A 22,094-nucleotide genomic window follows, 5' to 3' on the forward strand; every position below is an offset into this window, starting at 1 on the left:
CGTCACCGACAACTTCTTCGAGCTTGGCGGAGACTCCATCATCTCGCTGCAACTGGTCGGCCGCGCCCGCCAGGCAGGTCTGCTGATCGAGCCGCGCGACGTCTTCCGCCATCAGACGATCGAGGCGCTGGTGGCATTGTCTCGCGATGCCGATGCAGCCGACGATCGATTCGAACCGAAACACGATGTGCTCGTGGAGCTATCGGACGAACAGCTCGAACGGCTCGGTCTGGACCTGAGCCGCATCGAAGACGTCTACCCGCTGTCCCCGATGCAGCAGGGCATGTTGTTTCACAGTCTGCGCGATGCCGGCAGCGGCGTCTACGTCAATCAGATCAGCGTCGAGGTTAGCGGCCTCGACGCCGGCCGTTTGGGCCATGCATGGCATGAGGTGACCGCACGCCATCAGATACTTCGAACCGGTTTCCTGTGGCGCGAGCTGTCAGGCTCGCCCCTTCAGGTCGTCTATCACGACGCCATTGCCCCATTTGAACAGGAAGACTGGCGCGGTCAGGCGATCAGCGAGGAGCAGATCGCAGCGGCGCTTGCCGATGAACGCACCGCCGAGTTTGACCTTTCCGCGCCGCCACTGCAGCGCGTGCGGCTGTTGCGCCTTGATGACCATCGCTATCGGCTGATCTGGACCTATCATCACATTCTGATGGATGGCTGGAGTTCGGCCCGGTTCATTAGCGACGTACTGCAATGCTATTACGGCGCGGCGTCCGCAGCGAAGCCGGCGCGCTACCGCGACTATATCGCCTGGCTGCTAGCGCAAGATGCCAGCGCAGCGGAAAGATTCTGGCGCGAACAGCTCAAGGCGTTCGATGAGCCGACGCAACTCGCCGATGCCTTCGGCACGCGCCGCCATCCGGCATCCGGGCATGCGCGCTGCTATACGCGGCTCGAAGAGGCCGCGACCGCGAAGCTCAAGGCATTCGCTCGCCGTGAGCGGATCACGCTCAACACCATCGTTCAGGCCGTATGGGCGCTGCTGCTGCAACGTTACACCGGCCAGCGGACCGTAACGTTCGGCGTTACCGTTTCCGGCCGGCCAGCCAGCCTTGATGGATCGCAGCAGATGCTCGGGCTCTTTATCAATACGCTGCCCGTGATCGAAACGCCTTCGTTCGCCAGCAAGATTGGAGAATGGCTGCGCGCGATCCAGGATCGTAATTCGGATATCCGCAACTACGAGCATACGCCGCTTTACGACATCCAGGGCTGGGCCGGACGCTCCGGTCAGACGATGTTCGATAGCATTATCGTATTCGAGAATTATCCAATCGAGCGCAGTATGCGTCAAGGGGACGGCTCGCTGAAGTTCAGTGGTCTGAATAACGTCGACGTGACGAACTATCCGATGGACCTGTCGGTGCTCGTCGAGGACACACTTCAGATTGAATACACCTATATGCCGAGCCACTTTACGGCGATGCAGGCGGATCAGATCAGAGTGCAGTTCGAGCATCTACTTGGCGCGTTGACGCTGGATGCGTCGAAAATGCTTGCCAGCATCAATCCGGTTACCGCTATCGATGCAGCCCTTGCCGAAAGTTGCAATTTCCACGCGACGGCTGGCTCTATGCTGCCACCCGTGCATGAGGCGATTCATCGTTATGCGAAGCAACATCCGGAGCGAACGGCGCTGATTATCGGCGGCGCAGTGCTCTTATTCGGCGTGCTCGACGCAAAGGCTAATCGCCTTGCGCACCACCTGATCGCCCGCGGGCTAAGGCCCGAGCAGCGCGTCGGGGTCGTGGTCGAAAGGACCGAGACCACAATGATCGCGCTGCTCGCTGTCCTGAAAGCAGGCGGAGCCTATGTTCCGCTCGATCCGGAGCTTCCACCTGAGCGGCGCTCATTCGTCATGTGCGATGCCGGGGTCTCGTTCCTGCTGACGGGACAACTCGATGTTGAAGGCGGTCCGGATGAGATGGAAAGAATTTCCCTTCCCCTGTTTGATTTCGATTCGGGACCGGATCATGAGCCGCAACCGGAGTTGCATGCCGAGAATCTCGCTTACCTGATCTACACCTCAGGATCGACGGGGGTACCGAAGGGCGTCGCCGTCGCCCATGGACCACTCGCCATGCATTGCCACGTCACTGGCAATCTGTATGAGATCGATGAGAACTCGTGCGAGTTGCATTTCCTGTCTCTGGCCTTCGACGGCGCCCATGAACGCTGGCTGACGGTGCTGTCCCATGGCGCGCGGCTGGTGATGCGCGACGCTGAACTGTGGACGCCGGAACAGACGGTCGAAAACCTGCATGCGCATCACGTCAGCCATCTCGGATTGCCGCCGGCCTATTTGCAGCAGGTCGCAGAAGCGGTCGAGCAAACAGGCAACCCGCCGCCGGTCAAGCTCTACTCCTTCGGCGGCGAGGCAATGCCGAAGGAGGGCTTCGATAAAGTCAGGCGCATTTTGAAGCCGAAGATACTGATCAACGGTTACGGGCCGACGGAGACTGTCGTCACGCCGCTGGTCTGGAAAGTCGATGGCGCTGGCGAATGCGAAACGCCTTATGCGCCGATCGGTGTGCCGGTGGGTGATCGCCACGCCTACATTCTCGACAGCTCGCTCAACATCATCCCCGCAGGGGTCGCCGGAGAGCTTTATCTGGGCGGCTTTGGACTGGCGCGCGGTTATCACGGCAAGACCGGCATGACCGCCGAGCGATTTGTACCCGATCCATTTTCCGCGTTGCCCGGTGCCCGGTTGTACCGCACGGGAGATCTCGCGCGATGGCGCGAAGACGGCACCATCGAATATCTCGGCCGCAGCGACGACCAGGTCAAGATCAACGGCTTCCGGATCGAGCTTGGAGAAATCCAGACCACGCTGCTTCGCCATAAGGAGGTGAAGCAGGCGGCAGTGGTGGCGCTGCCGCGCGTGAAAGGCAATCAGCTCGTCGCCTATGTTGCGCCGAGGACGGTAAGGGATGCATCCGGAGATGCCGCCGATGCGCTGGCCGGAAGATTGACCGAGTTCCTGAAGCAGGTCTTGCCGACCTACATGGTGCCCGCGCGGATCATTGTGCTTGAGCGGCTACCCGTGTTGTCGAGCGGCAAGGTCGACCGGCGCGCGCTGCCGGCGCCCGATACGACAGCGCGAAGCTTCGTCGCTCCGCATGGGCCTGTCGAAACCGCGATGGCGCGCCTGTGGGCCGACGTCCTCAAGGTGCCGCATGTCGGCGTGACCGATAACTTCTTCGAACTCGGCGGAAATTCGATCCTTTGCCTCAAGATCGTGGCTCGACTCCGTCAAGACAAGACGTTCGGCATCGAGGTCAAACTACGTGATCTGCTGCAGAAGCCGACGATCCGCGCGCTGCTTGCCGATAGCAGCTCCGCGGTTTCGGCATCCGTGTCGGCGCCATCGGCGCTGCTGCCGTTGAACGCCGCGGTTCGCGGTGTTCAGCCCGTGTTCTGCGTGCATGGCGGGTTCGGCACCGTCTTCGATTATGGGGCGCTGGCGCGCCGTCTGGAGGGGCGCCGACAGGTGATCGGACTGCAGTCCAGAATGCTGGTCGACAGGGCGTGGCGCGAGCGTTCGCTTGACGCTATGGCCGCAGACTATGCGACGGAGATCAGGCAGGTACAGCCGCATGGTCCGTACAGTCTGATCGGATGGTCGCTCGGTGGCCTTGTCGCCGCCCTCGTTGCCGCTGAGCTGGAACGCTCCGGTGAGCAGGTCGATTATCTTGCTTTGGTCGATAGTTTCGTGGTGCGTCAGCAAGCTGAATTGAGCGGGGAAGCGGCTGTTCACTGGGCTGATGAACTCGCAGGACTACTGTCGGCCGTGCTTCCGCGAACAGCGGTCTCTCACATCAACAAGCGTATCGAAATAGCCAAAAACGCGAGCCGGCCGGAAACCTCCGAGAACATCAGAGATCTGGTCGCACAGATTATGGCAGAGTCCAGCGGACTATCGGGCGGCGAGCTGTTGCTCGGTGAAGACGACCTCGCGAGCGCATTCTCTGTTGGGCGCTGCCTGAAAACTCTGACGCACAATGCTTTGCCTCCTCGCCGCCTCACGGCTACGCCACTGTGCTGGTGGACATCGAGCCGGTTGACACAGCGCGATCGGCTGAAAACACAACTGCCCAACGCCGCCGATCGTGGAGTCGCCGGAGATGACCATTTTGCTATCCTTAAGAATGAGCGCCTGCTGGACGAACTTTGTATGCTGCTAGCGCCCCAGGCGGCATCAACCGCGTTACCGGATCCAATCCCCGAACCAGCCGAATGAGCGCTGTCATGAATCTTCATCCGGACATCGAGGCGCTGCTCGAGATGGTACAGGCAGGCACCGAAAGTGGCGCGCGCACTCCATTTCCGCAACTGACGGCCGTGCAGGCGCGGGCCGATTTCGACGCATCCTCGCCGCTGCTCGATGTCGATCCGCCGGCGCTGGCTTGCGAGCGTCATCTTTCGCTGCCGATGCGTGACGGCGCGATGATCGGCGCGCGGCTCTATGCACAGGAGGAGCCGAACAGCCGCAGTCCGCTTCCTGTCCTTCTCTATATGCATGGTGGCGGCTTCGTCGTCGGAAGCCTCGATTCGCATCAGCCGCTGTGCCGCGGTCTTGCAGAAGACAGCGGCGCGACAGTGCTGTCGATCGATTATCGACTTGCCCCCGAGCACAAGTTTCCAACCGCCTTCGAGGATGCCGTTGATGCGCTGGCCTGGATCGGTCGCGAGGGTCCAGCGGCTGGACTGGATCCGGGCCGCGTGGCCGTCGGTGGCGACAGCGCCGGCGGAACGCTTGCCGCAGCGCTCGCCATTGAAGCAAAAAAAAATAGGAGCCTGCCGCGGCCGGTGCTGCAGGTTCTTGCCTATCCGGGGTTAAGTCCCCGGCAAACGTCTGAATCGTACGAGAGGTATGGTTCCGGCTACCTGCTGGAACGCAGCACTGTCGATTGGTTTTTTCGACAGTACCTGTGTAACGATAGTGACCGCGAGGATTGGCGTTTTGCGCCGCTTGCCGCACCCGATTTCGCAGGGCTGGCTCCGGCGTTTCTCTTGCTTGCCGAATTTGATCCCCTGGTAGACGAGGGACGCCATTACGCGGCAAAGCTCAGCGCCGCCGGTGTTCCCGTCGATCTCCGGATATATCGGGGAATGATTCATGAATTTCTCCGCATGGGAAACGTCGTGGCGGATGCTCTTCAGGCGCGAGCAGAGATCGGGCAGGCGCTGGCCTCTGCTTTTCGTATTGCAGCGAATGAGCGGCCTGATGTGGAAATGCTGCGCGAATGACGAGCATCGTTCACAATTTAGAATCCGTAGAAACTGCTGCGAAGTAAGCTCTGAAAGGATGGTCGTGCCATCATGTATTCGCATCATACCGGTTCGCTAAAGCTTTACTCCAGCGCGCGAAACTCATGAAGCATCTACGAAACGGCCTGACGGCACAAATCCTGTACCTGCTGCGTCCCTACTGGCCGATTGTACTTGGGGGCGTCGTCCTCGGCCTTGTGGGTGGCGGAAGCGTTGCGGGATTGCTCGCGGTCGTCAATCAGGGGCTCTATGCAACACAAGCCGATGTTGCAACGCTTGTCATCGCGTTTACGGCTCTGTGTCTCTTGATCCTGGTGGGTTCTATCGGCGCAGACATCAGCGCAAATTACGTTGGGCAGCGGATCATTGCTGGCCTTCGCAGCTCGCTTGCCGCAAAAATTTTAGCCGCTCCGATCGACCAGATCGAGATTTACCGGACGCACCGGCTGATCCCGGTACTGACGCACGACGTCGATACGATCAGCGATTTTGCTTTCTTCTTTTCGTCCTTCTTCGTGTCGCTCGTGATTACGCTGGGCTGCATGGTTTACCTGGCCGCATTATCCTGGCCTCTTTTTCTGATTACGGGAGCTGTCATTATCCTCGGCTCTCTGGCGCATGGGTACGCAAGGACGCGAGGTGTTCATGGGTTCGGTGTCGCCCGCGACGCCGAAGATCAGCTTCACAAGCACTATCGCGCAATAGCTGAAGGGGCAAAGGAATTGCGGTTGAACCGCATCCGCCGTCAGCGCGTCTATGCCGATCAGATTCAGCGTACCGTTGACATGATCTGCAGGGTGCAGATCAAATCGATAAATCTTTTCGTGACCGCGCGATCGCTGGGCACGATGCTGTTTTTTGTCGTGATCGGCGTGGCGCTGACGCTGCGTCCCTTCCTCTGGCCCGATAGCCCTGCCGCGGTGTCCAGCGGCTTTGTTTTGGTGCTGCTCTACATGCGTGGCCCCATTGATCAGGTCATCGGTATTCTGCCGGCGCTCAGCCGGGCTCAGGTTGCGATACGCCGTATCGCCGAGCTTTCGGAGCAGTTCTCGACGCCTGAACACGATCTGCTGACTGCCCGTCCCGTCGGGCAACGGACGGACGCGATTGAATCAATCGATCTTCGGAAAGTAACGTATGCCTTTCGTGGTGTGCCGGGCAGAACTCCCTTTGTTCTTGGCCCGGTTGATCTGCATATCAGACGGGGGGATATCGTTTTCATCGTGGGCGAAAACGGAAGCGGAAAAACGACGCTCATAAAGCTGCTTCTTGGGCTCTACGCCCCGCACGGCGGCATGGTGCTTCGTGACGGCGTGACCGTGTCGACCGAGACGCGAGACGATTATCGTCAACTCTTTACGACCATTTTCTCTGACTATTACCTGTTTGAGGACCTCATACAGGGCGACAACGTGGTTCCTGATATCGCGGAGCGATACCTGGAACGACTGGAAGTCGCGCACAAAGTTTCGGTTGAGAATGGCGCCTTTACGACAACTGATTTATCGACCGGGCAACGCAAGCGACTGGCTCTGATGAACGCGTGGCTCGAAGAACGGCCCGTCCTGGTATTTGATGAGTGGGCCGCGGATCAGGATCCGACCTTCCGGCATATCTTTTACACCGAGCTCCTGCCGGACCTGAAGCGTATTGGAAAGACTATCATCGTTATCTCACATGATGATCGCTATTTTGGAATGGCGGATCATCTCGTGCGGTTGCGAGAGGGAAAAATCGTCGCGAGCGAGGAGAAGCTTCACGACACGATCAAGGCTCCCTCAGTTCCAACCAACGCATCGCTTTAGAACATTCAGATTTGCGACGTACACAAGACAATCATAAGTCAATAAGTGTGCGTGTTCTGGGCGGATTGGCGGCGCTCAATCCCGATTTGAAACAAGGTGTCGGACTTTGTAGGGAATCTAATTGAGGTACGATAGCATTCCTTGTCATCTGATACGGGAGTGATTTACATCGCGGTAGCAATGATAAGATGCGAGGGGCCGGATGAACAAGGCTTCACAATCCGGAGGCGGACCTTGCACGTTCCTGGTCGGCCAGAATTCTGCGCTAACTGTTTTGCAGGCAGATGATCGTCTTCGTGTCATTTCTGACGACGTGACTGTGCTGGAGTTGCGGCTCGAACGAGAAGTCGATCATCTCCATGTGTTATATGCGTCGGACGATCAAAAGCTCACGACGCGAGCAATGTCGGCCTCTGCCGAGGCGCTTTTTGCGTGGCGACCCAGTCTTGATCGACTAGTGTTGGATGTTGCGGGTCAGGATTCGATGGCGCGAGACCTGATCACCAATGGTGTTGCGATCATCGCGAAGGATCGACTCGTTCTGGTTCCTGAGATGGTGATGCAGAGGCGAGACAACTGGCTTGTTGACCCCGAGCGACCGCCACTGCCTCAGCTCCATGTCATGACGGACGGAAAATGGCATCCGCACCGCGCTCCAAAGCCAACCGGAAAGGTATACAGCCGTTTCATTCCATGGCTTTCGCAGGCTATCTCGTTTCAGGTCGCTGACATCGACAACGATCTTCACTTGTTGCACCGCTGGATGAATGATCCGCGGGTTGATGCGTTCTGGAACGAGGCTGGTGATCTAGAGAAGCACCGTTGTTATCTGACGGACAAGCTGGCCGATCCACACATGCTACCTGTTATTGGCTGCTTCGGCGATGAGCCGTTCGGCTATTTCGAAATTTACTGGGCCAAGGAAAATCGTATCGCGCCGTTCTATGACGCCGACGACTATGACCGCGGCTGGCATGTCGTCGTCGGCAATGATGCTTTTCGCGGACGCCGCTATATCAGCGCGTGGCTGCCCTCGCTGCTGCACTACATGTTTCTCGACGATTGCCGCACGCAGCGTATCGTAGGTGAGCCGGCAGCCGCGCATTCTCAGCAAATCCGAAATCTCGAACGATCGGGATTTGCGAAGATCAAGAATTTCGATTTTCCCCATAAGCGCGCGACATTGGTTATGTTGCTGCGCGAGCGCTTCTTTGGCGACCGGCTCTGGCTTCCGGCGTCCGACAGTCCGGTAGTCAGTTCCTAAGCTACGAGCGGGAGTGCGGCTCATGTCCCATCAATTTGCAATCGAACATGACGTCATCGGCGTCGGATTCGGACCGTCCAATCTTGCGCTTGCGATTGCTCTGGACGAGTGCGCGAGGCGGTCACGCCTGAAGTTCACGCCTATGTTTGTGGAAAGGCAACCGCATTTCACCTGGCATGGCGGAATGTTGTTGCCGGGCAGCGACATGCAGATCTCGTTTCTCAAGGATCTTGTTTCGTTACGCGATCCGACCAGTCCCTTTACCTTTGTGAACTATCTGCACAAGACGGGCCGTCTGCTGGATTTCATCAACTGCCGGACGTTCTATCCAAGCCGATTGGAGTTTAACGAATATCTCAGATGGGTGGCCGCCAGGTTCAAGTCTCAGACTGCTTATGGAGAAACGATAGTCGCAGTCGAACCCGTGACAGCCGGTCAAACGGTGACATCCCTGCGGGTTTATTCACGGACGCTCGCCGGCGGAGAGACGATCCGCCTCACAAAGAACCTCGTGGTCGCGGTTGGAGGCAAGCCGTATATCCCGGAGGTGTTTGCCAAGGTCGCTGATGATCCCAGGTTGATTCATTCCAGCCGTTACCTCGATCGGATCGAGCATGTCGGCCTGAGTGGTCGAGCAACGAGGGTGGCCGTTGTTGGCGGAGGACAGAGCGCGACCGAGGTTACGCTCGACCTTCATAGCCGATTTCCGCACGCCCGCATCGATTTGATCTTCCGTGGTCACGCCTTGAAGCCCTCCGACAGCAGTCCGTTTGTCAATGAAATCTTTAATCCGAGTTTTACCGATTTCATCTACGGGCAGCCTTGCGAGAGACGAGAGGCGATCGTTCGTAATTTCCGGAACACAAACTATGCGGTCGTTGATTCCGATCTGCTCGATCAGCTATATCGGTTGCTCTACCAGCAGCGCGTCAGCGGCGATATCAAGGTCGCCTTGCATCCGCGTAGCGAGATCGTGAATATAGATGCAGATTCCGCGGGAATCGAAATCGGTCTAGTCGACAAATTCGAAGGCGGAAGCCATCGCTCGACCTACGATGCAGTCATCCTGGCAACCGGATACGACAGGGAAACGCCCCACGCATTTCTCGGATCGATCCGCCGCTACGTTCGAGACGACGTGCTGGATCGTCACTACAAGTTCGTCACCAGCCCCGCATTCCGGCCGCAAATTCATCTTCAGGGATACGCTGAAGCTTCCCATGGCCTCAGCGATACCTTGCTTTCGGTTCTTGCCACGCGTTCGCAAGAGATCGCTGAGTCGTTGCTTTCCACAGTCTCCCAGCGTGAGCTCGTCGCTTCCGCTTAAGCTCCTTGTTCATCAGGCGCCAAGCAAAGGCAGCGCAGGAACCACGTATTCTTTCCTCTGCGGCAGGGAACACGATTATCTCTTCCGGCGATGCTGTTGCTCGCTCTTGAAACGAGCCGGAAGGGCGGGGACCTGACGGCCGGGTGAGAACGCGTCAGGGTGTCTCATTGAGGGGCGTGTTAAGCGGAGCGATCACGCGCCACTCCTCAGTGGGCCCAAGTGCAGCCGGCGCGGAGAGCACGGTAGGAGATGAACCCGCGTCGACGATTAACGTGTTAGGCGAAATGGTAAAGCCAACCCCTGCAGCTTTGAGAACTGACTCTTTGATCGTCCAGTAGCGTAGAAAAAGGCGAGACTGAAGTGCATCCGGAGTTTTCGCCAATATCTGCCGTTCTTCCGACGCGAGGACGATCTCACTCATCTCGTTCATATCTCGAATGTCTCGCAGTGGCTCAATGTCTACCCCGACCGGCATATATGCCGCTGCAACAGCTACGGCGCCTCTCGCGTGGCTCATACTGAAATCAAGATGGGCGGGAGCATTCACGAGTACTGGTTTACCAAGCTCAGATCGCCCGAATCGCAACTTGTCGGCTTCGCGTTCCGCAATGGCACTGAGCAGAAGCCGTGTGCCAGCATGCGCAGCGAGATAGCTCATCCGATCCTCGGCGTGAATAAAACGCGTCAGGTGACCGGATTCCTCGTCGTCGAGAATCGACTTGGCATGGTCGATGCTGGGTGTCCCACGATCAGCGAAGGCGCCTCGAGCGTGATCCGTTGCTCCCATCCAAAGAACGATCTCACTGGCATTACGAAGCGCGGTAAGCTCTCGAAGGCAGGGACCGGGCAAGGAACGAACGCAGAGCGGATTGCGCGAGGCTTCGCATTTGACAGCGATCGACCAGGCAAGTGTTTTTCCCGCAAGCCCTATTGAGATTGAACTTGCAAAGGGGATCGTCGCTTCCTTCACCGTCTCTGCTCATTTTTGATTGTCGGTTGGCCAGCGAGGCTTTGATCGGAACGTGAATTAGCCGCCGCCTGATGCGACAGCAAGGTCGGTGCGAAACGGTGCGCAGTTGTAACCGATCATGAGCGCCATGGCCGCGCATAGATCGCGTCTTTGAGATATGTTTTTATGCATAGAGCCAATGCCCCGCAGCCGGGGGCGAAGCGCTTAGGGACGCCCGTGTCCACGACTTCAATGAAGATCGGGATTTCCCCCTACTTTCACTCTGCATTGCTATGAAAAGCGCGCCGTCAATTTGCAACGGTTTGTTCGAAGATTTGTACGGTTTGTCACTTATCCAAAAACAAATAGTCTGCCGCGTTGCGGGACTCGAGGCTGTTCCGCGAATACCGCACGCCGGCAAACATAGATAGAGTTTCAAGGTAATCTATCGGATATCAAACCAAGGAGCTTGAATCATCCGATCAATCAGGTCGATCGTGTTCCAACTTGTCAAACAAGTTGCTCACCATCATCGCGACCTCTGTCCGGTTCCGAGCCTTCAGCTTGCGCATGATATGCCGGATATGGACCTTCACGGTGCTTTCGCACATTCCAAGCTCGTATGCGATCTGCTTGTTCGCCCTGCCACGGCGCAATGCCTCGATCACCATGATCTGGCGCGCGGTGAAAAGCTGGCTTTCATCCTGACCCTGAAAAGACGACATCGCGCTGATCGGCACGAATGTGCCACCCGCTTCCACCAGCCGCACCGCTTCCACTGCGATACCAAGGGTCATGCTCGTTGGAATATAGCCGCGCGCACCGCTCTCGATCGCGCGCTTGATCCGTGAGCCGTCCTCGACATCGGACACGATGATCAATGGCGCGTCCATGGCGACGCGCGCGAGGCTCTCGACGTCGTCGGCATCATTTAACGACTTTTTTTGACCGCTCTGATTGCAGAGGAGGATGACAGAGGGGGCGGGAAGATCATCCTCTACCTTCATCCAGTCTGACAAAGTTGCGAACGAAAAAACCGCGTGACTGACAAATTTGGCTTGCAAACAATGCAACAAGCAATCGCGAACAAATGCTCTATCATCAATAATGATAATTGCGTTCCGGGCACGCTTCGTCTTGGTATCGAATGAATCTTTCGTTCCGTTGACGACTTGTGCGCTCTTGCCCTCGTGATCGCGGGCCGCAGCGTGCGCTGTAGGAACCGGGGAGGCTCCGGCTGCGAGAGCTTTTGGACGAGCCTGCCAAGGCCGATCCATATTAACTGTAATCTTAACTGTAATCGCGTTTTGCAGGTGCGCCTGCATGTGTCGGCCCATTGGAGGCGAGGCCCCGCAGGAGGCGCTGCCGACATTCAACTGCGGTCGAAGATCGAAACGAGGACGTGGATAAGCTGTTCGAGCCGGGTCGGATAACTTGTGAACTATCTTATCCTTCGGAGCGAAATGACTGGAAGAATAAATGCTTTCAAAACAACGACTTTCATTTGCGCTCATAGGTACTCCTACCAATCAGTCTTGAACGCTGTAACGGACAGGTCGGTCCACCCCAAACCCGTCGAAACCTTTCCGCCTCCAGCCTCCTTTTATTGCAATAATTTCAAACCCTAATTCAGAGTGTCCCTATCTGAACCTCGCCAACTCTAATTCAATTTTATCGGTCGGACCATAGCATTCTCATTACGAGACCGTGACAAGTCTGGTTCCTCACGACACTTTCAGGGTCATTTTGCCAAGGGAAGCCCGGCAATGTAGGCGTCGAAAGCGTCGGCCCAGTTGCCCGTGGCAGGGCTCAATGACGTGCTGATGTTGCGGCCATCAGAAGCATCCATCTCCAACGGAATGTCCGTGACCTGCCACGGTTCATAGCCGATCGAAGCGACGGCTGGGCCGCATAGACGTGTGGCCACCATCATCGCGCTGTAGCTTCCATGCTGGAATTCCCGTGGATGTGTATTGCTCAGCGTCAACGCGTCTTCTCCGATCATATCGGCGTCCATGCCCGTGATCGCTCCCCAGGCTTGCGATTGAACGAGGCTCAGGTCGTCGTCCTGCAAGTCACGACATCCGATTCGGGCGACGATGGTAATGAGCGTCAGCATGAATCCGACGAGATAAGGATCGCGCCACACGATATCGGGAATCCCGTTCAGAGCAGCGCGACTTCGTTCAACCAGCGGACCGATCGTCGTCACTGCTGCCCGACGTCCTCTCCTGACCGCCGCCATAGCAACCGCCCAGCGCAGCATTCTGGTCTCCCGATTCTCCCGACCCTTCCGAGCGGTGGAGGCTTGTCTTCCTTCCCATCCTACGAGACGATGGCCCCGCAGGACAGAGCGCTTATCGCTTTACCGCCGTCGTTGATTAACGTCCTCGGCGCCATTTGACGTCGCGGGCGAAGAGCCTGCTTTAAGTGCGATGGCCGAAATGACCGCCAACCACCTTCCTCAGAAACCCGATTTCGCCGCGCTTGAGGCGGCAGCGCCGGAATCCGCGGATCGCCGGACCACCATCCTGTCTCTGATTGGAGGCCTGGTCTTCAACTGGTCCAACAACGAAAGCCTGTTTATCTATGTTCTCATGCTGCTTCTGAAAGCTGATCAGGCTACGGCTGCTATCGTGTTTGCGACACTGAATACCACTCGGGCAAGGCTCGATCTCATCCAGCGGCTGGCGCGAATCAGGATTAGAGACAAAGCGCTTAGCAAGGAACTCGATCGCCTGATCGACCGCTTCAACGACGGCACGCACATCCGTAACGAGCTCAATCACTGCATGTATACGGTAGACAATACCACCGGCGAGATACTGCATACGCAATCTATGCGGCTGGTCCAGACCAGCAGCGCGCTTCGTTTCGGTGAAATCAAGCCGATGGATGAGGCCCGCATTCGTGAGATGTCGGACGCGGTGCGGGAAATGGCCCGAATAAACCGGGAAATCTGGGATTTCATGCCGCGGCTTGAAGCCCATTTGCGGAGCGGCGGCCGGTCTTAAGTCAATCACGGCGCGCACGATGATCTGAAAGCCGTAGGCGGCTACTCCTTTTGACTTATCGCACCCTCTCCTCAAGGCGATTGGAAATCTCCGTAAGGCTAACTAGCCGTTGGAAGGCCATTGAGCGAGCTTCGTCGTGCGAAATCGGCATCCGCGCTGATCTCGCCGCCGGCAGAACCGGCGTAACAATTGGCATCGCTTTTCGACAAGGCCGCTGACGTAGAAGATTGGCGCGCTTTAGTTGCGACGATGCTCCTCCGATAGGAGTTTGATATGTCCCGCCGTAACAATCACGACGACCACAAGAACGACGACAACGACCCGACGCAGAGCCAGGGTCAGGCGCAGGGCAATCTGCAGGGCCAGCTCCAGGGTCAGCTGCAGGGCCAGGCCAATCTTCAGGGTCAGGGTCAGGGTCAGGGTCAGGGTCAGGACCAAGGTCAGTCCCAGTATGCCAACCAGGCTGCTGTTCAGGGGCTGTATTCAGAGAGCGGAAACCTCAATCTGAACGGCAACGGCAACGAGAACGGCAACGGCAACTGGAACGGCAACGACAACAAGAACGAAAACTCGAACGACAACAAGCTCGACAATAACGTCGACAACAAGCTCGACAACGGCGTCGACAACAAGCTCGACAACAGCGTCGACAACAGCCTCGACAACAAGATCGAGAACAACGTCGAGAACAACGTCGAGACCAAGGTTGACGTCGATGTCAAGGTTGACCTGGACCTGGATGCCAGCAGCCTCTCCCATCCGGTCATCGACCTCAGCGGGATCCATGGCATTGAAGATTCGCTGATCATGCCCGATGTCGTCAACCAGACGTTGAACGGCGGCGGAAACATGTTCAACATCGACCAGGTCAACAACCTGGTGGATAACGATCACCTCAGCAATCCGCAGGTGAACTTCAACGGCGCCGACGGTGGCGGATATGACTGGTGCGATCCGTCCGACGGTGCTTCGTTCAACATGGAAGCTAATGTCCATGGCGCTCAGATAACCGCTGGTGCGGTGGGTGCCCTCGATCACGGCAGCACCGGTGTCAGCGCCGATACCATCGTGGATCAGTCGGCCTTCAACCAGACCATCACAATGGGTGCAAACATCCAGTTCAACAGCCAGACGATTACCGCTGGTCATGACTTCGATAGCCACACCGGTGACGTTGGCTAATTAGCCTTTCGACCTGCGCGGCAATCGCCGCGCAGGTTTTTTTACCGGCTAATCAATACTGCTCCAAAATTCTGAGACTGCAATGGGCGCTCGCGGAATGGGGACGTTTTGCGTGCCTAAAAGCAGGAGGCTCCCATGGTGCCCGGCGGTATAACCGAGATCATCTGGCATTTCGCAGGCTATCTAAAAATTTTCGAAGACATCGCTCGCTTCCGCGAGCCGCCGGACGAGGGCGCGTATCGGCCCCATACCGAAGATTATACGACTCATCGGCCTCATTTTGAGTTCACGCCGATTGACGATGAGATGTATACCCAGCCTACTCCCATGCAGTATCCCCTGCCACTCGGGGGAGGAGGGGGTTACGCGCCGCATTTGCCTACTCATCCCACGCCAGACATTGGTCCGGAGAAATTCGGTCCAATGCACTCGCCCAACTTTGTGCCACCAATGAATGTGGGTGCGAGCGGTGCCGCTGGCGGCGGAGTCAATATCGTCAAGGTTGTTTATCAGGAGGACGGCGCACAGAGCCAAATTCAGACGCACCAGATCAACTTTATGCATGACAACGATTCGTTGATCGGAACGCATGATGCGAACCTTCTGTTTGCTCTGAGAGCAGGGGCGGACCATGCAATCTCCCAGATGGTCGCCGGAGCAGACGATGCCATTCCCGCCGATTGGCATGCGGCAAAGAATACGGCCGACCTTCCGGCTTTCGTCGCGGCGCACGATCAGGCTTGGGCCGATCGCGGCGGCGCGGCCGATCCGCACTCAGTCCAGGCGGGCTATTATGTAAACGGTGAGCTACAGGCCAGGCCGCCAGAGGTTCCCGCTTCCGATCCTGCTCCGGCGCCTGACCTCGGCAAGGGTTTGGGCCAATGGGCGATCGACGGTGGAAATACGGCTACCAACGGCGCCTATATCGTTGATCTGACCGACTCGGCGCGAACCATGGTCGTGGCGGGCGACTACTTCAAGACCAACGCGATCATCCAGACCAATTCATACATGGACAACGACCATGTGACGGTCAGTGGCTCCGGAGCCAATGTCGCGACCGGCGGCAATCAGGCTACCAACATCGCCGACTTTATCGAGCATCCTGGCGTTTATGAATCCATGCCCAGCTATGCCAGTTCGAACTGGTCCGTCGATGTCGTGCAGGGCGATTACTATAATATTCGGGCGTTGGTTCAGACTAATTATTTGTCTGACAACGACGTCACGATGCAGAACAGCTCAAGCACACATTATGAGGTTCATGCAGGCCAGAATGAGCTCGGCAACTTTGTGCTGATCAACGATGGAGACTTCCATTACGACTTGGTCATCGTCGGCGGCAGCTATCACGGCATGAACGTGATCTACCAGAACAACATTCTCTACAATAACGATACGGTCAAGATCACTGGCGACGGAGTCGATCCGAACCAGACGGTTTCTACGGGCGGTAATGAACTCACCAACAACGCAACGATCGAGAGCTACGGCGGCAGCAAAGCTCTCGCGTGGAATTCAGGTCTGGATGATCTCATCCACAATATCTCGGGTGGCATGACCGAGCTCGACCCTTCGTTCGCACAATTGATCGCCGGCAACGGCGGCACGCTCAATATCCTTTACATCACAGGCGACTACTATGACGTGAACGCGATCTGGCAGACAAACATCGTCTCAGACGCGAACTTGGCGATTCAACTCCAGGGATCACCATCGCCCGTCACGGCCGGTTACTACGGCGACAGCATGGCCACCCAAAATGTCGCAACGGGCGGCAACGTGCTCAGTAACGACGCCGTGATTGTCGACGTTGGAAACACTAACATCCATGTCGGCGGACAAGTCTACGGCGATTCCATTTTGATCCAGGCGAATCTCGTAGCGGAAAATTCGGATCACGTAACTCAAACGGATCCTCAAGCCCTTGTTCCCGAGGTGATCGCCTTCATCGGGTCGGACGAAACGACAATTAACCCAGATCAACAACAGCACACGCCTGCGCCGATTCCGCACGATGATCCTATGGCCAACGTCCTCCACTAATCGTAGACCAAGTATCGTAACTGTCGGTTGAGGAGAGCGGCAAATGAGTCTGGGTGACAACCGAGTCACGGCCAATCCGCCCGCCAGCTTAGACGAGCAAACCGAACCTGAGCTTCGGTCAGACCTCGAATCTCCCGTTAAGTCTCCAGAAGCGCTTGATGTACAAATGGAGACAGCGCCGACGTCTGTCGTTCCGGATCGCAAGGCAGCGGAGCCGCCTTTGGCGCCAGCGAGCGGCGGTGGAAATGATAACGGCAAGGGAGTTGTCAACGGCGGCGGCGGTGGCGGCAATCCACAAATGCAAAAGCGCTCAGGAAGCGCCGAATTCCGCGATGTTCTCGGTAAGGGGCTGGCCGCCGCACGACGCAACCTTATCACGGTGGGAATCTTCTCGCTTGTCGTGAACCTTCTTGTTCTTTCGATTCCCATTTATCTTTTCAATATGTCGGACCGCGTGCTGACCAGCCGAAGCGTCGACACGCTGATCATGCTGTCATCGATCGTTATTCTGGCGATCGGTGCTCATGTCCTGATGGATATGATTCGCCGTTTTATCCTGATGAGGATTGCCGTCGAAACCGAAGCGCGGTTGGGCGGCCCGGTCCTGAGCGCCGCGGCGAAGGCGGCGCAAAGCGGCTCAAGCCGGGAATTTCAAACCCTCGCGGACTTGCAGCACTTACGCCATTTTATCACGGGCTCGGTTCTGCTGACGATCTTCGATGCGCCGGTGACGCCCGCTTACCTCGCCGTCGTCTTTCTGATTAGTCCGCAACTTGGGTTGATCGTGCTCGCCTCGAGCGCTGCGCTGGTCGGGGTCGCGCTCATCAACCAGCGTGTCACCGCGGTACCTTTTACGCGCGCAAATGCGTTTGGGACCCGTGCAAATCTGCAGGCCGAAGCGATGGCGCGCAACGCCCAGGTTATCAATGCAATGGGCATGATTCCGGAAGGTGTCGAGGTTTGGGGAAAGGAAACCGTTGAATCGCTCAAGGCGCAGGTTGCCGGCCATGATCTCAACATCATCATGACCGGCGTTTCAAAGTTCCTGCGTTTAGGTACTCAGATCGCCATACTTGGCTGGGGCGCCTATCTCGCGCTCGAAAGCGAGCTGACCGGAGGTATGATTATCGCTGCATCGATCGTCGCCAGCCGCGCTCTGGCGCCATTGGAAGGTACGATCGAAGGATGGCGTCAATTTATACAAGCTCGCTCGGCCTACACTCGCATCAAGAGTTTGCTCCAGAGTTCACCACTCAACCTCGATCGCTTGCGGTTGCCGCGCCCGGAGGGCCGTCTCAGTGTCGAGCGTATCCTCTACGTTCCCCCGCCAAACAAGAAGGTCATTCTCAACGGCATCAGCTTTCAGCTCGAACCAGGCGAGTCTCTAGCGATCGTAGGGCCTTCTGGAACCGGAAAGACCATGCTGGCGCGAATGTTGGTCGGCTCGATTATTCCGACCGCCGGAAATGTCCGCCTCGATATGATGGACCTGCGCAATTGGGATCCGCGCCAGTTCGGCGAGAGCGTCGGTTATCTGCCGCAGGAGGTTCAACTGTTTCCGGCGTCGATCAAGGCGAATATCGCGCGAATGCGCTCCGACGCGGTCGATGAAGATATCTTCGATGCGGCTGAAACGGCGGACGTTCATGAAATGATTTCGGAGATGGCCCAAGGCTACGAAACCGTGATCGGCATGGATGGCAGTCCGTTGTCGGGCGGGCAGCGGCAGCGGATCGGCCTTGCGCGCGCGTTCTATGGCAATCCTCGGTTGATTGTACTGGACGAGCCAAACGCAAACCTGGATGCGAGCGGCGAACGCGCGTTGGCAAAAGCGCTGATGCGCGCCAAGGAGAAGCGGATGACGGTGGTTACCATCACGCAGCGGCCGGCACTGCTACAGAGCGTCGACAAAATCATGATTTTGGCGAACGGCTCCGTGCAGGCGTTCGGAGCGCGTGATGAGGTGATTCCGATGGTGACGGGCCGCAAAAAGAGCGCTTCGGCCGCGCCAATGCTCGACGCATCATGATCATGGGGCGCACAGACATGAGCCTGGAGAAGCGGTCATGAGCATGACAACGGTAAACGATCAACCGTGGCACATCGATCTACCGCGTTCGACACGTGGCCTCACCATAGCAGGAATGGCGGTCATGGCAGCGACTGTCATGGGATTCGGTGTCTGGGGCAATACGGCACCGATCGCGGGTGCTGTCGTGGCGTCTGGCGTGTTCGTGGCTACTGGCCAGAATAAGATCGTTCAGCATCTTGAAGGCGGCATGATCGACGAGATCAAGGTTCGCGAAGGTGATATCGTGGAACCCGGCCAGATCCTTGTTGAACTGGACCGGACCTCGGCAAAATCCGAAATGCAACGACTTTTTCTTCGCAACGCGCGGCTCACGGCCGTTGATGCGCGCTTGCAGGCACAGGTCCGCGAGGAATCGGAAGTTCACTTTCCGCCTGAGTTGGCGGCCGATTCAACGGATCCGCAAATACGCAGCATCGTCAATTCCCAGATTCTCGCCTTCACTGCTCAGCGCAACAATACCAACAGCGACGTTGCCGGAATTGAGGACAGCATCAAGGCTCTGAACGAGCGTATCGCGGGATCCAAGGTTCAACTCGACGGCGTGCGGCGGCAGATCGCCCTCGTCGAAGAGGATATAAAGACCAAGGAACATCTCTTGGCAGCCGGGCTCGTGCGCAAGCCTGACGTTCTTCTTTTGCAACGCAATCAGGCCAATCTCGAAGGCGAGGTCGGCCGCATTATGGGTGAGATCGGAGACGCCAAGGAACGGATATCCCGCTCGGTGGAGCAAATCAACGGCGTAAGGAAGACCGTCATTAAGACTGCCGTCGAGCAGATGCACGAGGTGCGCGGTGAACTGGTTGACGTCCGCGAACGGATGCAGAGCGCAAAGGGCGTTTTAGATCGGACCACGATCCGCGCGCCGGTCAAGGGCGTCGTCGTCAAGTTGCGCTTTCATACGCGCGGCGGTGTGGTGGAGCCCGGCAAACCCATCATGGAGCTGTTGCCGCTCAACGAGCCATTGATCATCGAAGCCAGAGTGAGACCGCAGGATATCGACTCGGTCAAGCATGGTCAGGATGCGATGGTTCGGCTGACAGCGCTCAGCCAGCGGGTCACGCCGATGGTTTCCGGACAGGTTATCTATCTCTCCGCCGATACCGTCGCCGATGAGAAAAAATCACTCCAGACCGGGCCGACCGATATCTATGTGATTCGGGTGCGGCTCAATATGGCCGAAGTTGCTGCGATTCACGGTTTTCATCCGACGCCAGGCATGCCGGCGGAAGTTTTCGTCAAGACGACCGAACGAACATTCTTCCAGTACATTATGAAGCCCATCGATGACAGCATGTCACGGGCGTTCCGCGAGCGATAGGAGGGGCGCAAAGTAGCGCCGGAAGCGAACAGTACGAGGACGCAAAGAGGGTTGACATGTATATCGACGTCATTGAGGACATGGATGCTTTCAGCCAGTTAAGAGAAAACTGGGATGAGGTCTATGATGCCGATCCTCATGCGACCCTTTACCTGTCCTGGAACTGGCTTTTTCCATGGCTGGAAAATCTCAATACGCCATGGGTTGTCCTTGCGGCCAAGGAATCTGGATCAGCCTCTCGCTATGTAGCTTTTTTTCCGCTTCGGCTTGATACGAGAATCGACGGCACAGGGCGTCTGTTCAACGATCTTAGAATGGCTGGTAGCCACGCCGCAGACTACACTGGGCTTATTTCGATTCCCGAGTCCGAGGCCGATGCGATTGTTGCGTTTGCGCAGCAAATCAAGCGTATGAACTGGGCCGATCTTGTTCTCGATAATTTCTGCGGTTCGGATGTTCGGTTCAGCAAACTCGTTTCCTGCTTCTCTCAATCAAAGTTCACAATCAGCCAGACGGATCGCGTCAACAAGACCGATCAGGTCGACAACTCGATTTGTCCATATGTGGACCTGCCGGAAGACTGGGACGCGTATCTTGAAACCATCAGCTCCAACACGCGGCAGAAGTTGCGCCGCCTGTTGCGTGCGGTCGATACCAATAGCGAATATCGCATTACTCACGCGACCAAGGAAACGGTGGCGGCCGACCTGAATACGCTTCTTCGTTTTTGGGAAACCAAATGGCGCCCCAGAAAAGGCAAGCTTACGGATAGTCTTGTCCGTGGGCATCGTGGCATGCTTTCGCGCAGCTTTGAACGCGGGTTACTCTTGCTGCCTACGCTTTGGCTTGGCGATCGTCCCCTTGCCGCTCTCGCGATCCTGCTGGATGAGCAAAAAAAATCGCTTCTGTTTTACATAACAGGACGAGACGAGAGTTTTGCGGGTCCGCAGCCCGGGCTTATCCTGCATGGCCATAGCATTCGCTATGCCATTTCCCGTGGAATGAAGCGTTACGATTTTCTTCGTGGAAACGAACGTTACAAATACTCATTCGGCGTCAAGGAGCAACGGCTTTATTGCTACGTTGTCGCGACGCGAAGCGGCTCCAATCTGGGCGGGAGACTTGATGTGCGGACCCTCCCGGACGCATTGAAGAAAGCGACAGATCTTCATCAAGAAGGCAAGATCGATCAAGCGGCACGCGCATATCGTCAGATTCTAGAGACCGATCCGCGAAACGAAAACACGCTCCACCGTTACGGTCAGCTTCTTGCAGGCAAGAGCGATCACGTAGCGGCAAAACGTGTGTTCAAGCTTCTCACCCGGATGAGAACTGATACCTACAAGCCGTGGCTTTTGCTTGGGCAATCCTGCGAAGCCATGGGTCAATACCTCGACGCCGCCAATGCGTATCGTGAGGTGATTCGGCTACAACCGGGCGTACCGGATATTTTCAGCAAGCTGGCGAACGTCTTGTTCAAGGCTGGACGTATTGAAGACGCGCGCAAAGCACTCATGACCAGTTACGGAGTCGGTGTTGCAGGCGGTGAGGGTGATGCGTCGTTCAGAGTTCACTGACTCATGGTGAATGATATCCACCTGTGTGCCGATGGGCGCTACTGCGCGAACCATCCATCACGTGCGTTCACACACGCTCAACAGAAATCATAAGCAAGATCATAAACAGTGCACGTGCTGTGCCTGGGCGACTTCCGCGAGACGGGTCCGAATGCATAACCCGGATACCGTCTCGCGCCTTGCCGTGCGGGAAGAGGGCCTATGGTCCTCTTGCCGGATCGGTGTGGAAGCCGA

14 protein-coding genes are annotated in these 22,094 nt (G+C 57.0%); 11 read left to right on the plus strand and 3 right to left on the minus strand.

Features of this window, described 5'->3' with window-relative positions; all coding sequences use genetic code 11:
• The 5 genes from B2M20_RS12665 to B2M20_RS12685 form a co-directional block, all read left to right on the plus strand.
• Nucleotides 1-4,255 (plus strand): non-ribosomal peptide synthetase (locus tag B2M20_RS12665; protein ID WP_139372907.1); only part of this gene is annotated, 4,255 nt, incomplete at its 5' end.
• Between the two features lie 8 nt (nt 4,256-4,263).
• A complete protein-coding gene (locus tag B2M20_RS12670; protein ID WP_079447426.1) occupies nt 4,264-5,265 on the plus strand; it encodes an alpha/beta hydrolase in 1,002 nt (333 codons plus the stop codon).
• A gap of 125 nt (nt 5,266-5,390) precedes the next feature.
• Entirely contained in the window at nt 5,391-7,091 is a 1,701-nt protein-coding gene (locus B2M20_RS12675) for a cyclic peptide export ABC transporter (RefSeq protein ID WP_079447414.1), read from the plus strand.
• Between the two features lie 202 nt (nt 7,092-7,293).
• Complete coding sequence (locus tag B2M20_RS12680) at nt 7,294-8,355, plus strand: GNAT family N-acetyltransferase (RefSeq protein ID WP_079447415.1); 1,062 nt, start codon at nt 7,294-7,296, stop codon at nt 8,353-8,355.
• A 22-nt stretch (nt 8,356-8,377) separates the two neighbouring features.
• Nucleotides 8,378-9,682, plus strand: a complete 1,305-nt coding sequence (locus B2M20_RS12685) for a lysine N(6)-hydroxylase/L-ornithine N(5)-oxygenase family protein (protein WP_079447416.1) — start codon at nt 8,378-8,380, stop codon at nt 9,680-9,682.
• A 154-nt stretch (nt 9,683-9,836) separates the two neighbouring features.
• On the opposite strand, the gene B2M20_RS12690 is transcribed toward B2M20_RS12685, so the two are convergent.
• The 3 genes from B2M20_RS12690 to B2M20_RS12700 form a co-directional block, all read right to left on the minus strand.
• On the minus strand, nt 9,837-10,652 hold the full coding sequence (locus B2M20_RS12690) for a 4'-phosphopantetheinyl transferase family protein (RefSeq protein ID WP_139372908.1): 816 nt from the start codon (nt 10,650-10,652) through the stop codon (nt 9,837-9,839).
• A 461-nt stretch (nt 10,653-11,113) separates the two neighbouring features.
• Complete coding sequence (locus tag B2M20_RS12695; RefSeq protein WP_079447418.1) at nt 11,114-12,145, minus strand: response regulator transcription factor; 1,032 nt, start codon at nt 12,143-12,145, stop codon at nt 11,114-11,116.
• Nucleotides 12,146-12,372: 227 nt separating this feature from the next.
• The gene (locus B2M20_RS12700) at nt 12,373-12,897 is read right to left on the minus strand and encodes a hypothetical protein (RefSeq protein ID WP_079447419.1); all 525 of its coding nucleotides are present in this window, start codon (nt 12,895-12,897) and stop codon (nt 12,373-12,375) included.
• Between the two features lie 178 nt (nt 12,898-13,075).
• On the opposite strand from B2M20_RS12700, the gene B2M20_RS12705 reads away from it, so the two are divergent.
• The 6 genes from B2M20_RS12705 to B2M20_RS12730 all read left to right on the plus strand — a co-directional run bounded on the left by B2M20_RS12705 (nt 13,076) and on the right by B2M20_RS12730 (nt 21,860).
• Entirely contained in the window at nt 13,076-13,645 is a 570-nt protein-coding gene (locus tag B2M20_RS12705; protein WP_079447427.1) for a hypothetical protein, read from the plus strand.
• A 273-nt stretch (nt 13,646-13,918) separates the two neighbouring features.
• Entirely contained in the window at nt 13,919-14,827 is a 909-nt protein-coding gene (locus tag B2M20_RS12710) for a hypothetical protein (RefSeq protein ID WP_079447420.1), read from the plus strand.
• A gap of 135 nt (nt 14,828-14,962) precedes the next feature.
• Nucleotides 14,963-16,873 carry an autotransporter outer membrane beta-barrel domain-containing protein gene (locus tag B2M20_RS12715; RefSeq protein ID WP_079447421.1) on the plus strand — a complete coding sequence of 637 codons (1,911 nt, stop codon included), beginning with the start codon at nt 14,963-14,965 and terminating at the stop codon, nt 16,871-16,873.
• A 43-nt stretch (nt 16,874-16,916) separates the two neighbouring features.
• Nucleotides 16,917-18,902 carry a type I secretion system permease/ATPase gene (locus B2M20_RS12720; protein ID WP_079447422.1) on the plus strand — a complete coding sequence of 662 codons (1,986 nt, stop codon included), beginning with the start codon at nt 16,917-16,919 and terminating at the stop codon, nt 18,900-18,902.
• A 37-nt stretch (nt 18,903-18,939) separates the two neighbouring features.
• Nucleotides 18,940-20,283, plus strand: a complete 1,344-nt coding sequence (locus tag B2M20_RS12725) for an HlyD family type I secretion periplasmic adaptor subunit (protein ID WP_079447423.1) — start codon at nt 18,940-18,942, stop codon at nt 20,281-20,283.
• 56 nt (nt 20,284-20,339) lie between these two features.
• On the plus strand, nt 20,340-21,860 hold the full coding sequence (locus B2M20_RS12730; RefSeq protein ID WP_079447424.1) for a GNAT family N-acetyltransferase: 1,521 nt from the start codon (nt 20,340-20,342) through the stop codon (nt 21,858-21,860).
• The last annotated feature ends 234 nt before the right edge of the window (nt 21,861-22,094 follow it).

This window comes from Nitrobacter vulgaris (assembly GCF_002028545.1).
Classification (GTDB): Bacteria; Pseudomonadota; Alphaproteobacteria; order Rhizobiales; family Xanthobacteraceae; genus Nitrobacter; species Nitrobacter vulgaris.

Excerpts from the sequence above, each read along its gene's own strand:
- B2M20_RS12715 (WP_079447421.1), top strand. The coding sequence starts at position 14,963 with ATGGTGCCCGGCGGTATAACCGAGATCATCTGGCATTTCGCAGGCTAT.
- B2M20_RS12670 (WP_079447426.1), top strand. The coding sequence starts at position 4,264 with ATGAATCTTCATCCGGACATCGAGGCGCTGCTCGAGATGGTACAGGCA.
- B2M20_RS12710 (WP_079447420.1), top strand. The coding sequence starts at position 13,919 with ATGTCCCGCCGTAACAATCACGACGACCACAAGAACGACGACAACGAC.
- B2M20_RS12720 (WP_079447422.1), top strand. The coding sequence starts at position 16,917 with ATGAGTCTGGGTGACAACCGAGTCACGGCCAATCCGCCCGCCAGCTTA.
- B2M20_RS12730 (WP_079447424.1), top strand. The coding sequence starts at position 20,340 with ATGTATATCGACGTCATTGAGGACATGGATGCTTTCAGCCAGTTAAGA.
- B2M20_RS12685 (WP_079447416.1), top strand. The coding sequence starts at position 8,378 with ATGTCCCATCAATTTGCAATCGAACATGACGTCATCGGCGTCGGATTC.
- B2M20_RS12705 (WP_079447427.1), top strand. The coding sequence starts at position 13,076 with ATGACCGCCAACCACCTTCCTCAGAAACCCGATTTCGCCGCGCTTGAG.
- B2M20_RS12695 (WP_079447418.1), bottom strand. The coding sequence starts at position 12,145 with ATGAGCGCAAATGAAAGTCGTTGTTTTGAAAGCATTTATTCTTCCAGT.
- B2M20_RS12675 (WP_079447414.1), top strand. The coding sequence starts at position 5,391 with ATGAAGCATCTACGAAACGGCCTGACGGCACAAATCCTGTACCTGCTG.
- B2M20_RS12725 (WP_079447423.1), top strand. The coding sequence starts at position 18,940 with ATGAGCATGACAACGGTAAACGATCAACCGTGGCACATCGATCTACCG.
- B2M20_RS12700 (WP_079447419.1), bottom strand. The coding sequence starts at position 12,897 with ATGCTGCGCTGGGCGGTTGCTATGGCGGCGGTCAGGAGAGGACGTCGG.
- B2M20_RS12680 (WP_079447415.1), top strand. The coding sequence starts at position 7,294 with ATGAACAAGGCTTCACAATCCGGAGGCGGACCTTGCACGTTCCTGGTC.